Below are 14,929 nucleotides of genomic sequence, written 5' to 3' on the forward strand. Positions count from 1 at the left end.
TTTCATCGTAAATATTAATAACATCCTTGAGAGAGACGTAATTTTATTAATCACTAATACAACACCTTTAGGTTCAATTCCCGAAAAATTTACGGCTGAAACAGATATTTTTCCAACTCTTGTAGCAAAGGGTCAATGGTTTTTTGCTGAATCGTATGTGGTGGGTTCCATTCTACCCACATAAAACCACTGTGTTCAGTGGTTTTAATCAGAACTTCATTTTTTAGCCATGCTAAAAATATGACAACTTTTTTCTGTGCTTTTTGGTTTTGAGTTCGTTTAGATTTGACTAGATAATTAACATGAAATCGGAACTGTTGATCTAACTCAATATCATTAGATCTAATTCCAGTTTCTTCAAATAATTCACGTAAAGCGCAACCGATGTCATCCTCACCTGTTTCTATATGACCTTTGGGTAAGTCATAACGATTAGGTTTTAACAAAAGTAAAAAACTCATTTGTGGTTGCGATCGCATGACAAGCACACCACAAGATTTGATTTCACGCATTGTCTAATTTTAAACAAATAAATGAGTAAATTCATACATCAAATCTACCCTACCTCGACGCAACATTGCAGGATCTAGTCTTTCTGTGGTGTTACAAGTCATCAGTACTACCAACCTTTGCTGTATTTGAATTCCAGAGTCGTCAGCAACACTTTGGTATAAAGTGCCATCTAGCAAGCTTAAAATATGCTCAGTTTTGTTACTTTGTTGTGCGATTTCACTAGCACGGTCTTGAGCTAAATTGTCTGCCTCATTAATAATAATACAAATTCGCTCTAAGTATGTAGGTGGTACAAAGTTGGCGATCGCGTCATGATCTAAAATAAAAATTACAAAGCCAAGTGACACCAAAATTTCTTTGGCAAATGCTTGTGTCCATGCAGTTTTACCTGTTCCTGGTTTACCATGTACTAAAACTGCTAATTGATTTTGATTCAAAACCGTCTGCTGAACTATGTCAGTAAAGTTTTGAATATCTTCTGGAAAACTGCGAATCTGAAATTGGCTTTGTACCTTCCCGACACGACTTTGATATCCACTCAACATGATTGCTAAATCATAAGTGGCTTTGTTAATTAATGGAGATAAGTTTTTTCCCATTAAACTATAGTGTCGTCGTCCCCGATCATAAGGATCAATTTGTAACCAGACATCATCTTTTGACCAGTATGCATAAACAGTATTAATGATATCCAGTCGTTCCCAATTCAAAAATTTTTCTACAGGATAATAAAAGTTTCTTTCTAAATAATATTGGGTGATAATATCAGGTTTTCCTAATATTTTTAAAACCCGCATCACCGTAATTTCTTGCAGTCGATTGAGAACATAATCAATGGGAATACTGTTACGATTGACAAACTGAGTAATGGGTGTGTCTGTATTTAAAACATCCTGGTAACGGTAATCAGGTGTTAGTGGATCTGGTGTGATATAGTTCCAATATTTTTCAACTTCGTAACGTGTATTTTCAGAAACAATATTTAATAAATTTGCCCACCAAGTATAATTATTTCGTCCCAATGTCTCCGCAATGCTACTCGCTAAATTCAGACTTTTTTGAGTTAACTCTTGTGTGTCATGAAACATGAGTTGACCTAAAAACTCCCAGTCAAATTCCCGTTGCAAAGGTCGCCAACCACTGGAGAGTAAACTTTGACGGTTGTTGTTTGCAGGAGAACCTTGATTGTGTCTGAAGTAATCAAATTCCATATTTTCTATAATGAGATTTTAATGGAGTTCTATTTAACAGATGCACGTCTTGAAATTATACTTTTTAATAAAATAAACTACTTGCGTGTAAGTCGCCAGAGCAAAGCGTCTATCGCATGAGAAAAACTCCACTGGTGAGTTATTACACACTCTTTTAAGGATAGCTACTTTTAAGCCAACTTCCCAGATTCTCAGTAAATTCCTTGCGTCTACGCACCCGCTGGTTTTGAATAACGGTACATTTCCTCTCGTACTATGTATGTAAGCTCTGAACTGTTGAGACACGCAAGCGGTAAATTTAAGATAATTTTTCTAAATTACTAAAAATAAATTTGAATTTAGTAGTCAGTACAGAGAGGTTTTACCAACATGAATAATGATTGAAACTGCAATTAATTATGACTCTGCCTCAAAATACAAATTCATAATGAATTACACTGTATTACAAAAATAATAATTGTGTCAAGTTACTCAATTTTGAAGTTACGATTAGAACTGATTGCGCTGGATTAATGTCAAAAATTGTAACTTTATGTGAGGATGGTAATTAATACTACAGTTGAAACATTTATAGGTATGCGATCGCTTTGGCTAAAGCCTGATGTAGAATAACTTAGAAGTTAAATTTAACTTTTAATCATTGGCAAAATTGAAATGTCGTTATTTTTACATAAAATCAGGTGCAATAATGAATTTTTCTTTATTTAACACAAGCTCATAAGTAATTACACGTCAGCAATACTTCCTTACAAAGTTTTACAAGTAACATATTTTGCTCCGGTTAGTCTTTAAGTTCTTGGTAGAGATTATAAACAGGGTGCTAGCCCTATGTCCTAAATAGAGCTTTTCTATCATGACTCGCATTATTGTCATTACATCTGGAAAAGGCGGTGTGGGTAAAACCACCATAACAGCCAACTTGGGCATAGCTTTAGCCAAGATGGGTCATCAGGTTGCATTGGTTGATGCTGATTTTGAATTGAGAAATTTGGATTTGCTGCTGGGACTAGAAAAACGAATAATATACACATTATTTGATGTTCTGGCTGGGGAATGTCGCTTAGAACAAGCCTTGGTAAAAGACAAACGCCAACCAGGTTTAACACTTTTACCAGCAGCTAAAAAACGTACCAAAGAATTAGTAACACCTGAACAGATCAAACCATTATTAAACGACTTGTCACAGAAATATGAATACGTACTAATAGATAGTCCAGCAGGTATTGATGGAGGGTTTCAAACTGCGATCGCAGCTGCAAATGAAGCGTTAGTGATCGCTACACCAGAAATTTCCTCAGTACGTGATGCTAACCGTGTAATTAGTTTACTACAAGCAGAGAAAATTAGACCCATTCAATTAATTGTTAACCGTGTTAGACCGGGAATGGTACGCGATTTAAATATGATGTCCCCAGAAGATGTCCAAGAACTTCTGGGAATTTCGCTTATAGGATCAATTTGTGAAGATGATCGTGTGATTGTTTCTACTAATAATGGTCAGCCTTTAGTATTAGGAAAAAACAAATCCCCTGCTGCAATTGCTATTGGGAAAATTGCTCATAATCTTGGAGGAAAAAAGAACAACAAATCTCTTGAATTTGATTTATCGAATGACAGAATCTTGAATAAAGGTTCTACCATCGATCCAACTACTGAATTTATAAGTTTATATCCTTATTTTTAGGGATTGGGGATTCTCCAGAGGAGACGCTTCGCGAACGGGGATTGGGGATTCTCCAGAGGAGACGCTTCGCGAACGGGGATTGGGGATTCTCCAGAGGAGACGCTTCGCGTAGACGCGTCAGCGGCTTCTCATAGAGTACGGGGATTGGGGAGACAAGGACGAAAAGCCTTTGAGGTTCTGTATTTGTATAAGGAACAAGATTCTTGATTTTAACGACTTCAAATTAAGAATACTGATGTTTATTCTTTGTCAAAAACAATGAAGTCTGCAAATCTTCGCCAAGTTACAGAACCAGACAAGGCAATACAAAAGCTATCAAAACGCCAAAAACATGCTTTAACTATGGCTTTGTGGATGGGAAACAAAAGCGATCGCACAAATCATATTTTTGTTCGCCGGATGAAACAGTTACTGTTGCGTGCATTTGTGATTTATCAGCGTCGTCAACAGTTATCTTCAGAGCAATTAAACAAATATCACCTTGATTATAAAAACCGATTAAAGCAGTGTTTAGCTATCATGCCAGAAAGCAAGATTTGTTGGCAAGGAAATAGATTCAATATTAAAATTCCGTTTTATTTGTTTTTAATTATAGAAGAAATATTTACTGTTGATACTAATCTGGAAAGGAACAAATGTTTAGAACACAACAAAAATTATCAATTATTTAAATCTGGTGTTTGCCAATCAAATCATAGAATATTTTTGTTTGATTATTACAGTGTTTGGTGTAATTTTGTCGAGTGGTTTATTGATATTTCTGGGAAAAAGTCCGCTATAGTAAAATTAAAGAAAAGTCTTGGTTATATCAGCTTAATTCCAATTACTATAGCTGGTGAAAATATCAAGGTGCGTGGTATTAGTATTGATTACCATGATTTATATCATCTGGAAGTTGCCCAACTAGATAGAATTCAGATGGGTAAAAATTGGGTAAGTGGGATACATGGAATTAATGCAGGAGTTTTCCATGATTTCCCAATTGTGGAAGAATATAATGCTTATTTAGATGAGGCTAGGATTGCAATTCATGAGGGTTTAACCAGACCTACAGCTTTTAGTGTTTTGAAGACATTCTGCTGGTTGATTTTGTTAAGTCTGCATGGTATCAATTCTTTAGCAGTTTTCATCCGTCATTTCCAAAGTTTGAAACAAAAGCAGGAAGATTTGATTAATGCGATCGCACTGGGATGAAATCATCCAAGAAACCCCGCTTACCCAATCGAGCGATCGCACCTGCAACTGGTAATCTTGGCATATCTAAAATTTCAGCAGTTTTACTGCTATCTAAATGTCCTATTTGCTGCACAGTTTGTAAGACTTTTTGATCAAATTCCAAATTAGAGAATTCATTTTGCAATACACCCACGATTTTCTCAATGACATCTTTGGCGTTGCTAACTGCTACACATTGACCACCTGTAATTTGAGCGATTGCCTTAAATGCTTGTTGTGCCAGCATATCACCACTCATACATAATCCATGAATAATAACTTGGTGATTTTCTGCCGTCGCAGTTACTGACTGGACATCCAATCCACTAGGACAAGCATCAGGCCAAGCATCACCATTATGATACCTGCGCCGATCAAACATTTTTTCTTCTAGCCATTTACCAAAACCATGAGGTGGTGCATCACCTACGAGTAAAATGAAACGACAACTATGCTGACGCCACTTCATTTTTGTACAGGCGTCGTAAACACCGCGATACACAGCTTCTGGTCCATCACCACCACCATCAGCCCTAAGTTGATTGATGACTTTCTGCATTGGCTGCAATTTAGCCGTCAGCGGATAAACACGGGTAACAAAAGAGTGATCTTGTGGGGGATGGTCGCGGTATTCTACCAAACCAATCTGCAAATCAATATTATTATTAGTTGACAGTACTTTGATAGCATTTAGTAATTGTTGCTGTGCTGAGTGAATAAAACTACTCATACTGCCAGTTGTATCTACAACAAAGCATAAGTCAACGTAATTAAGAGGTTTCATCGAATTTTAAATATTAATTAATTTGCGTGAATCTTACAAATTTGTGATAAACTATGAACGGAAGTTTAAATTCGGTTGTGCGGTTTGTTTTTATTTGTACTTATATTACAGACTTCTCCGGATCTAAAACTCTACGCCATGTGATTCTGGAGATGTTTTATGTCGATTTACGTTGGTAACCTTTCCTATGAGGTTGAACAAGATGACCTCAAGCAGGTGTTCTCAGAGTATGGAACGGTTAAAAGCGTTCAATTACCTGTAGACCGTGAAACTGGCCGTGTACGCGGATTCGCCTTTGTAGAAATGGGATCAGAGGCTGAAGAAGCTGCGGCAATTGAAGCGCTTGACACTGCTGAATGGATGGGTCGTAGTTTGAAAGTTAATAAAGCAAGACCAAAATCAGAGGGAGGCTCCTTTGGTGGTGGTGGTGGTAGACGTGGCGGAAACAATGGCGGAGGATACTCCCGTCGTTACTAAGCTTTGAAAACAAAGTTTAACTTTCAGGTCTCTTGGGCAGGCAAGGAGTCTGCCCATTTTTGTTCTCAGTTGACTGGATTGACGAAGCGAAAGTGCATTTGAGTGGCACATTTTCGGTTTTGAGGTAAACAAGGAAACATTAGTTGACTATTCCCTTACTTTTCTCCTCACCAAAAAAGCAAATTAAATGTTTATGGACTGACCGCTATCCAGTACTAATATCTAAGTAGGAGATAGAATGACCCAAATAGTAGTGGGCGAAAACGAAGCACTTGAGTCAGCTTTACGTAGATTTAAACGTCAAGTTTCCAAGGCGGGAATTATGCCTGACTTAAAGAAACATCGTCACTTTGAAACTCCTCTTGAGAAAAACAAGCGGAAAGCTAAAGCGGTTGCTAATTCTCGGCGATATAAGAAACGTTTCCGCTCCTAAATCTAGTATAAACATACTTAATTAACATCTAGCGGCTATGCCGCTAGACATTGATTTACTTGTCATCCCGTACAGGTAGTACTGTATCCAAAATCTCCATCAGCAATTCTAGTCGGGATGGACGAGACAAAAACGGTACCAAATTTGGCAAAGAGTAGTAGTCTCCCGCGAAAGTGAAGGTGTCCACAGGTATTTGCTTCTCCTTCAAATTGCGTTCAATGTAATCACACCAGCCTCCAACCCTGACAATAATCACATTCGGCATAACTCCCAAATCGCGCTGATAAGCTTGATAAGTAGCAGCAAAATATGGTTGAGTATTTTCGCCTTCGTCGGTGACGATGATAATTTGTTCTACCACCTGCTTTTTCAGGCGCATGGTTTCTAAACCTGCACCAATACTAGTTCCACCGTTGGGGAAAATATGCTGAAATGCTTTTTCCCAATCTGATAGTTGAGTACCACTGGCTTTGACTGGATAAGCAATGGTGTCAAAAGCATAAACAAACAAGTTTGCTTCCGTAATACCAGAAATCAACGCAGCTATTTGCTTACCGACTTCTAGCGCAACATCCATACTTCCAGACTTATCAACCAACAAAGCTGTTGGTTTGGCAATTTTACCGCGCTTTTTAACTTGTTCGTTGGCAACTTTTTCCAGTCGTGCAGTAGTTTCTGTGTCCAGTTGGGTAACATCAGCAGCGACTGTCGCTTTGAACGCAGATATCCTGTCACTCTTAGCCGCTTGTTCTAACTTCTCATCAATCAACGCCTTGACTTCAGGGTGATCCATCGCACCGCGTTGCTTCAGAGATTTGAGATTGTTAATTACCTCCTGCGGTGACATGGAGTTAATCAACGCCACCAAAACGGTTGGGGTAAGTTGCTTAACTGCACCAATGGCAATAGTGTAAGGGATGTTATGCTCAACAATTAAAGCTGCTTGTGCAGATGTTGTTTCTGCTTTTGCCAACTGTTTGAGAATATAAGCCAAGCTATCTTCTGGCGGTGCATCTTTGAACAACACCGCATCTGCACGCATACTTGGTTTAATATGCAAAGTTGCATATAGGTGCTTCATCGCCTTACGTCCCCGTAAAGCAGCGCGATCAAAAAAGTGGTGATTGAGTTCTCGCGATCGCAAATAACGTTGCACAGCAGTACGCGCAGAACGGGGAACTTTACCGCGTTGCTGCTTCATAAAGTCCACAATCCGCGCCACTTGATAAGGTGGAAACTCTTGCAGTAACATAAAACCAGCATCACGGTGGGCAGTTACATTACTTGTCAGCAGATGTCCCAAAAAGACTTCCTTGTGATCGCGGACATCACCGTTGCGTTGATACCATACAGCCAGATGCCCGTAAAAAATGGGGTCAAGTTCTATGATTAACTTGTGGAATTCTGCTACCTTCTCCAACTCGCGGTGAGGCGTAGTTAGCAAGCTGTTGAGAAGTTCTAAACGCAAGTCGCGTTCTGCTGTATTCATGGGTACTACCTCCATTAGGAATTTTGGATTTTAGATTTGGGATTTTTTAATTGCAACCAAAATCTAAAACCGTGGAGTGTAGTTGTCACACACTACGGGGTGAATAAAATCACCGCGCAAGTTGAAAAAGCTGTTGGTTTATACACAGGAATTGAACCTGTTACCCATCGGTTAATAGCCGACTGCTCTACCAATTGAGCTAGTATGTAAGCTTTTTCTGTGAGGGCGCGGTGACAACTACTGTTATAATTGCAAGAAACCTAGATGTCAAATTATACATTGAGATTTAGTATTTAAATTGCCGTACAAGTAGAGGAAGCATAAGCCTGAAGACGGCTTCAGACGTAGACTCTGTTTTTTTGCTTAAATAGGAGTATGTAAGCTTCCGCGATTAGGGTACGGCAACAATTACTAAAGAATGTCAAATGTGCAATATGATTCCACTGACATCGTGGTAAGCTGCTATTTTGGAATGCAGTTACAATATTTTTGATTTCATGAACTGTCTGGTATTTGCCGTTTTCATGACTCATTATTGATTACTTATAGGTCACTCCGCGCAAGTTGAAAAAGCTGTTTGTTCATACGTAGGATTTGAACCTACATTATCCTGAGCTTCAATCAAGCGCCTGTACCTATTTGGCTAGTATGTAAGCTTTTTCTGTTAGGGCGCGGAGTGAATTATTTGGTTGTTCCACATAAGTTAGCAAAGCCATTCACATGTTTTTGCCTATACCTATTCGGCTACACCTCCACTAAATGGAGGTGGTAGGGATCGTAGACGCCTTAAGCGGCTTCCCGTAGGGTACCTACAAGCTTCTTGCGAAGTTGATTGTATGTAAGCTTTACTTGTTAGGATGCAGAACAAAAATTTGTTTTTTTTATCCGTAAACTGCTTCTGGTCTTACTATTAAATCTCCGCTTGGTCTACGATCAATTACGTAAGATTCAAAGCGGTTTAGTTGTACATCAAAATGTTGAGCCAGTCGCTGCTTAATAGCTGTGTCATTCATTTTAGCTGTTAAGCCTAGTTGCGATTCGCTCACATCATAGGAATGACCTTCAAAGCGAATGTGAACCATACTACAACCTCCTTTATATATATTTGTGGGAGGTAAAACTCTTTTTGTTTGTTTAACTTGTTTGTTGTTATCTATATACTACTTACGTGCTACAAAAAATGTCAAGGGGTAAAAGAAAGTTTTTTGAGATTTGAAATTTGATGTTTTGTACTCAGCCCAAAAATCAGTAGAGACGCTATGGTTATCAAGTCTCTACAAAATTTTCTTATATGTTATGCTAATTTATCTTTGCATCTGAGCGATCGCCACATCAATAGACAGACAAAGTATTTATACTTATCTCTTTAGTTTGATTTATATAAGAAAAGTGTTGTAAATCTATTGACAATTCTTATTTTGTAAATGTGAGATCTGAGATATAACTAAGATTTGCCCAACATTAGAGAAGTTTTATTAAAAAAAACTTAAATATATTAAGTACTTATAATTTATTTGCTAAATATTTTCTTTATTTTGTTTATAATCGTAGGGTATAGCTACATTCTTTCAGCTTGATATACTTTTTCCTCTATATAGTTTGTTGCGTAGAGCAAAGAGTATCGACTTGATAAGGTTGATAAACGAGCCAGTCTTGAATGAGCGTTGTTCAACCGCTCTGGGAATGCCTCGTCAGTTCGTTCAGGAGGAACGACGAATGCACATGATATTGCCTGGAGAAAGAATGAAACTGGCAAAAGTGTTTATGGCTGACGAAAACAAACAAATCTTCCAACCACCATTGATACTGGTAGTGGAAGACAATGATGATAACATGCTGTTGATGAGCTATGCTTTGGAGTCATTCGGCTGTAGGCTTATCTGTCAGACCGATAGTTCAACAACAGTATTAGTAGCTAAAGAGTATCAGCCAGATTTGATACTACTAGATATTCTGTTACCTACAATTAATGGTATCGATGTAGTACAGAGCTTAAAACGAGAACCGTTAACGCATGATATAAATGTTGTTGCGGTAACTGCTTTAGCTAGTATGGAGGATCGAGAACGTATTCTCAGGGCTGGCTTTGACGATTACATAAGTAAGCCTTACATGATTGAAGATCTAGAAAACATGGTTTCCCATCATCTTAGAGGCAAATTAAAACAGAATTCAGCTGTAGACTTGTGTTGACACCAGAGTCTACGAAGGCTAAGTTGATTAATTTATTTTTTATGAGGCCTTCTTTTTGATTTTAGAACTAGAAACAGAACTACGAAAATCAGGTACTTCGGATAAAATCACAATAATTCCTGAACGACCAGTTTCTAGAGTAGCGTCACTGAGTATCTCTACTACAGACACATGCAAAATTTCCTCAATTAATTCTTTTAATTGGGGTTGAATAGCTTCATCTAAATCTGAACGAACTTGTTCAGCTAGTTGTTGTCTACCAGTTTGAGCCAACAACTGTTCTGGTGGTGTAATAGAATCCTCAATTACAATCACTAGATTTTGCTCTGAAAGGCGAGAGGTTACTTTGCTTGGCTGATGTCCCAGTTGTTCGCGATACACAGCCTGTATACGTTGTGCTAAAGTGCGTTCTACTTGACCACGAGTTGGAATTGATTCTGCCATATATTTTTAATCAGTTAAAGATATAGACCACTAGTAATAAGTCAACAAGTGCAGCAATTAATCAAGTGTCAAGAGTCATTAGTCATTAGTCATTAGTCATTTGTTATTTGTGAGTAATTAAAAACTAAAAAATAACAAGCAAATAACTAGTAAAAACAGACTCTTGGTGATGAATTAATACCTCATTTTTTGAGTTATCACCAGCAGTGTAACCTAAAAAAATCATTGACGTAAATTGACTTAGAGATCATTCATGAGATTGCTGTATTAAAGAATATAGGGAAATTTTTTTTAGATCACCATCCTAATGAAGTATTTTCGCTATTTGTCATTTGTCATTAGTAAGGGTTTTAGGTGTGTTTACTTTTTGTAATATAGTTAGCTTTATGCCCGTAGACTTAGTGATATTAGGACTCCGGTTTTATTTGTGAAAATCTAGATATCCTGAACCGGGTTCTTGTTGTTCACGAATGATTTAGAAATACTATAGCAACCCTATATAATTTGTGGGAATCGCAGAGCTTAGATCCCCGATTTTTTGCAAAAGTCGGGGATCTTGTATCTCACGAATGATTTAGGATTGCTATATATATCTATTTATTTTTTTGGTAAATGTACTGTAAAAACACTACCTTTACCTAATTGGGAAGCAGCTTCGATTGTTCCTCCGTGCAAATCAACAATACAACGTGATAGATGTAATCCCAAACCACTACCAGCGCGTTTGTTTTTACCTTGGCGAAATCGTTCAAATAGTGTTGGTAGATCATCCGCAGAAATTCCATATCCGGTGTCTTCTACTTCGATCTTGATTTGTCCTTTGTTGAGAGAAGATGGAGGTGTGCTGGAAATCCGAACGTTTATACTACCTGTATCTGTAAATTTAATTGCATTTCCAACTAAATTACTGATGACTCGTCGTAGTTCTAAGCGATCGCCCAAAACAATACAATCATTTTGATTCTGTTGATCTAATTGGCTAACATCTACCTGAAGGAGTACTTCTTTTTCATCTGCGAGTGGATTTAATTCTTGAACCACTTCTGTTGCGATTTCACAAACATCACATCTTTCAAATTGCATTGTCTTTTTACCTGCTTCCAGACGATGGACTTCTAGCAATGTGTTAACCATGTCCAACAAGTTTTGGTTACTGCGAATCATTGCTGTGATCGCCTGTTTCATATCTAGCGAAATCTTGCAGAATCTTTCCTGTTGAAATAAATTTAGCATTCTGTCAGCAGCAACTAAAGGAGTCCGTAAGTCATGAGTCAAACGTGAGACAAAGTCTTCCTGCTGGCTAAATAATTTTTTTTGTTCATCAAGACTATGCTTGAGTCGTAGTAGCGATCGCACTCTTGCTAATAGTTCATCTTGATCAAATGGTTTGCGGATAAAGTCGTCTGCACCTGCATCCAAACCTTCCACTACACTAACATCATGGAATGCTGTTAGTAAAAGTATGGGAATATAATCTAGAAAAGGGTGATTACGGATACGTCGTGTGACTTCGTAGCCATCTAATCCTGGCATCATCACATCTAGTAAAATCAAATCTGGAGGAGATTCTTCAACTTGCTTTAAAGCAGTTGCACCATCTGACACTAAATCAACTTCATACCCCTCAATTTCTAAGATTGTCTGTAATAAGAATAGGTTGTCAGGAGTGTCATCAACAGCAAGAATTTTTTCTACTTTCTTATCTATATTTAAATACATATTATATTTATAAATAATATATTATTGTTGTCCTTTGTCATTTGTTGTTTGTCATTCGTTGTTTGTCATTCGTCATTTGTTGTTTGAACAAAGCAAATATATACTAACTACTAACTCCTAATCAATGACCAATGACCAATGACCAATGACTAATGACCAATGACAAAATTACATTCCTCTTTCTCTTGGTAATTGTTGCACTTGATCCTGTGGCAAATGGAATAGATCTGAGTGTTTACTTAAAGTCTTTTTTGATGGTAATACCTGAGACATTTTCGATGAAGTTTTTGATGATCCATCTTGATTTTGTTGCTTAGATGATGAAACTTGACGTGGTATTGTGACCCGAAACACGGAACCTTGATTCAATTGGCTTTCGATACTGATTTTGCCCCCCATCATTTGGACTAGTGCATCTACTATTGGTAAGCCTAGACCTGTGCCAGGATATTTACGAGTTATACTCTGGTCAAGTTGTCGGAAAGCTTCAAAAATATATTTTAAATCTGAGGGAGCAATACCAATACCTGTATCCCAAACTGCAATTTCTATTTGATGATCTGGCAGTTCTTTTACATCTACGCCAATACTACCGGATTCTGTAAATTTAATCGCATTCGAGAGCAGATTCATTAAAATTTGTCGCAAACGAACAGGGTCATTAAATACCATACTATTTTGTAAGTTATTTTGAACCTGTACAGAAAGTTTTTTTCCCTCTGCTAAAGAAAACGTTTCAGCGACAGTTGTTTTAACTACCTGTGATAGGTCGAATATTTCTGGTTTGAGGCTTAATCGACCAGTTTCCAGTTTAGAAAAGTCAAGAACTTCATTTAATAACATTAACAAATGCTTGCCATTATTAAGGATGCGTTCCACCATATCCCTTTGTTGAGGTGACAAATCGCCGCACTTGGGGCGTAATAATAGTTGTGAGAAGCCAATAATAGCATTCATCGGTGTCCGTAGTTCATGGGATATGGTCGCCAAAAACTGGGATTTGAGCAGTGATGCTTCTTTTAACTTGAGATTTTGTAGTTCTATTTGTTGTTGTTGTGTTTTCAATTCTTGATTTTTACGAATTAGCAACTCATTACTTTCTCGAAGTTGCTGGTTTACCAAAGCTACTTGCATTTCTGCTCGGTAGACTCGAATAGCATTTCGTAAAACTTGCGTTAATGTTACTGGTGAGACTCTTGACTTGGAGAGATAGTCTACAGCACCAGCTTTCATCAACTCGACGGCTATTTGTTCGTCTCCTTGTGCAGTCAGGACTACCAAAGGCACTTTTATGTTACGAGAACGTATATCGTTGATCAAGGTCAAACCATCTTGATCTGGCAAGCGATAATCAAGAAAAACGCAGTCAAAAGAATTATCCTGCAAATGAGCGATCGCACTTTTAGCATTATCGGCTTCAAACAGTTGTACACTTATTCCAGCTGTTTTCAAAGCCCGCCGGACTGACATGCGGTCTACTTCATCATCATCTACGACTAATACTTTCAGCGTTTCTTCCATCGCTTTTCATTATTGCTCTTATATACAGCTTCTCGTATAACATTGAACTTTTCTAGTTATTTTGATAGTTTTTAAGTTAGTGGTTAAGCTGTTCGCCCCTACATTAGTTAGGAGTTAGTTGTTAGTTGTTAACTATTTTCAATTGACCCTTGACACTTGAGTCTTGATTAGTTAAGGCATTTCGCATATGCTCCAATATTTATTGAGTGTTGTCATGAGTTCAATAAAATTATTAAATGTTACAGGCTTAACCAGATAACCAACGACATTCAAATTATAAGCTTCTACTCTGTCCTTATCTTGATTAGAAGTCGTCATTACAATCACAGGGGTTAGTCTCAGTTGTGGATCAGAGCGTAATTTTTGGAGAAATTCAATCCCACCCATTTTTGGCATATTCAGATCTAGCAATATCAAACGTCGCTCATAAGGAACTTCAGGAGGTTCGCCATTCTGACTACGTAACATTGCTAGGGCTTCTATACCATTAGTGGCAACGTGTAAAGGATTAGTAATATTGACTTTTTTGAATGCCCGTTTGACATTCATGACATCAACCTCATCATCCTCCACTAGCAGTATGTTAATCACTCTTGGCGCCATCACTTGGTTAAAATTGAATTATTTGTATCCTAAATTCACTCTTTTGACTAGAGTAACAGAGTCAGACTGAGAGATAGTTCATAAAAATGTTAATACTTCTTAATTTTTCTCAGTCAGCGAAAAAATAAATTTCAAAATACATCTTCACCCATAGAAAAGTAAGCTGTTATGCTTTGATTTTTCACACCATTCCTAGCTACAATGCTTACTATCAATAGGTTTAGAAATTTTGAATTGCTTATCTGCCTTTACCTCCAGTTATCACTTAAAGTAGAAAAAATCTTAACCAAAACTATTAGTAAAAAAATACTCCACAGACTATTTCAACCCAATTGTAGATTGACTGATTGAATAACGTCTTCAGCCATTGGTCAGAGTTGCGATAAAATTTTGCGATGAAACAAACGGACTTCTTCAAAATCGTTATTCTTTCGCTCGCTTAGACCGAGGAATGTAGAGACGCGATATATCGCGTCTCTACAGGTTTAAATGTCAATCGATTTGTATTATCCGAGCAGTATTGCGTGTTGAGGTACTTCAAACTCGTGTTGAGGTACTTCAAACTCGTATTGAGGTACTTCAAACTCGTATTGAGGTACTTCAAACTCGTATTGAGGTACTTCAAACTCGTATTGAGGTACTT

The 14,929-nt window shown here is 37.5% G+C and carries 14 protein-coding genes and 1 tRNA gene; 5 read left to right on the plus strand and 10 right to left on the minus strand.

The features are described from left to right. Positions 1–89: 89 nt before the first annotated feature. Together B4U84_RS04575 and B4U84_RS04580 are read right to left on the minus strand one after the other, a co-directional pair. Positions 90–512: a bis(5'-nucleosyl)-tetraphosphatase gene (locus B4U84_RS04575; RefSeq protein ID WP_017309549.1), complete on the minus strand. Its 423-nt coding sequence runs from the start codon at positions 510–512 to the stop codon at positions 90–92. 9 nt (positions 513–521) lie between these two features. Continuing rightward, on the minus strand, positions 522–1,724 hold the full coding sequence (locus B4U84_RS04580; RefSeq protein ID WP_131115795.1) for an AAA family ATPase: 1,203 nt from the start codon (positions 1,722–1,724) through the stop codon (positions 522–524). 853 nt (positions 1,725–2,577) lie between these two features. Here B4U84_RS04580 and minD point away from each other — a divergent pair. Together minD and B4U84_RS04595 are read left to right on the plus strand one after the other, a co-directional pair. Then, on the plus strand, positions 2,578–3,408 hold the full coding sequence (gene minD, locus B4U84_RS04585; RefSeq protein WP_017309547.1) for a septum site-determining protein MinD: 831 nt from the start codon (positions 2,578–2,580) through the stop codon (positions 3,406–3,408). Between the two features lie 258 nt (positions 3,409–3,666). Beyond that, positions 3,667–4,602, plus strand: a complete 936-nt coding sequence (locus B4U84_RS04595) for a hypothetical protein (RefSeq protein ID WP_044451563.1) — start codon at positions 3,667–3,669, stop codon at positions 4,600–4,602. On the opposite strand, the gene B4U84_RS04600 is transcribed toward B4U84_RS04595, so the two are convergent. Beyond that, complete coding sequence (locus B4U84_RS04600) at positions 4,580–5,407, minus strand: vWA domain-containing protein (protein ID WP_017309545.1); 828 nt, start codon at positions 5,405–5,407, stop codon at positions 4,580–4,582. The genes B4U84_RS04595 and B4U84_RS04600 overlap by 23 nt on opposite strands. Positions 5,408–5,566: 159 nt before the next feature. Here B4U84_RS04600 and rbp point away from each other — a divergent pair, with 159 nt between their 5' ends. After that, positions 5,567–5,884, plus strand: a complete 318-nt coding sequence (gene rbp, locus B4U84_RS04605) for an RNA-binding regulator (protein WP_016859921.1) — start codon at positions 5,567–5,569, stop codon at positions 5,882–5,884. Positions 5,885–6,122: 238 nt separating this feature from the next. After that, positions 6,123–6,317: a 30S ribosomal protein S21 gene (gene rpsU, locus B4U84_RS04610; protein ID WP_016859922.1), complete on the plus strand. Its 195-nt coding sequence runs from the start codon at positions 6,123–6,125 to the stop codon at positions 6,315–6,317. A gap of 55 nt (positions 6,318–6,372) precedes the next feature. On the opposite strand, the gene B4U84_RS04615 is transcribed toward rpsU, so the two are convergent. The 3 genes from B4U84_RS04615 to B4U84_RS04630 form a co-directional block, all read right to left on the minus strand. After that, a complete protein-coding gene (locus B4U84_RS04615; protein WP_131115799.1) occupies positions 6,373–7,806 on the minus strand; it encodes a vWA domain-containing protein in 1,434 nt (477 codons plus the stop codon). A gap of 138 nt (positions 7,807–7,944) precedes the next feature. After that, positions 7,945–8,013, minus strand: a tRNA-Asn gene (locus B4U84_RS04620). 674 nt (positions 8,014–8,687) lie between these two features. Next, the gene (locus B4U84_RS04630; RefSeq protein ID WP_017309543.1) at positions 8,688–8,888 is read right to left on the minus strand and encodes a hypothetical protein; all 201 of its coding nucleotides are present in this window, start codon (positions 8,886–8,888) and stop codon (positions 8,688–8,690) included. A 634-nt stretch (positions 8,889–9,522) separates the two neighbouring features. Here B4U84_RS04630 and B4U84_RS04635 point away from each other — a divergent pair. Further along, positions 9,523–9,999 (plus strand): response regulator, encoded by a 477-nt coding sequence (locus tag B4U84_RS04635; RefSeq protein WP_017309542.1) that lies wholly within the window; start codon positions 9,523–9,525, stop codon positions 9,997–9,999. A gap of 39 nt (positions 10,000–10,038) precedes the next feature. Here the strand turns inward: B4U84_RS04635 and B4U84_RS04640 are convergent, their stop codons facing one another. From B4U84_RS04640 to B4U84_RS04655, 4 genes are all read right to left on the minus strand, one after another. Next, positions 10,039–10,443 (minus strand): Na-translocating system protein MpsC family protein, encoded by a 405-nt coding sequence (locus tag B4U84_RS04640; protein ID WP_017309541.1) that lies wholly within the window; start codon positions 10,441–10,443, stop codon positions 10,039–10,041. A 597-nt stretch (positions 10,444–11,040) separates the two neighbouring features. Continuing rightward, positions 11,041–12,162: a sensor histidine kinase gene (locus B4U84_RS04645; RefSeq protein WP_131115801.1), complete on the minus strand. Its 1,122-nt coding sequence runs from the start codon at positions 12,160–12,162 to the stop codon at positions 11,041–11,043. Positions 12,163–12,330: 168 nt separating this feature from the next. Beyond that, complete coding sequence (locus tag B4U84_RS04650) at positions 12,331–13,683, minus strand: ATP-binding response regulator (RefSeq protein ID WP_131115803.1); 1,353 nt, start codon at positions 13,681–13,683, stop codon at positions 12,331–12,333. Between the two features lie 171 nt (positions 13,684–13,854). Beyond that, on the minus strand, positions 13,855–14,286 hold the full coding sequence (locus tag B4U84_RS04655) for a response regulator (protein ID WP_131118718.1): 432 nt from the start codon (positions 14,284–14,286) through the stop codon (positions 13,855–13,857). Between the last annotated feature and the right edge of the window lie 643 nt (positions 14,287–14,929).

Source organism: Westiellopsis prolifica IICB1 (assembly GCF_004323185.1).
Classification (GTDB): Bacteria; Cyanobacteriota; Cyanobacteriia; order Cyanobacteriales; family Nostocaceae; genus Pelatocladus; species Pelatocladus prolificus_A.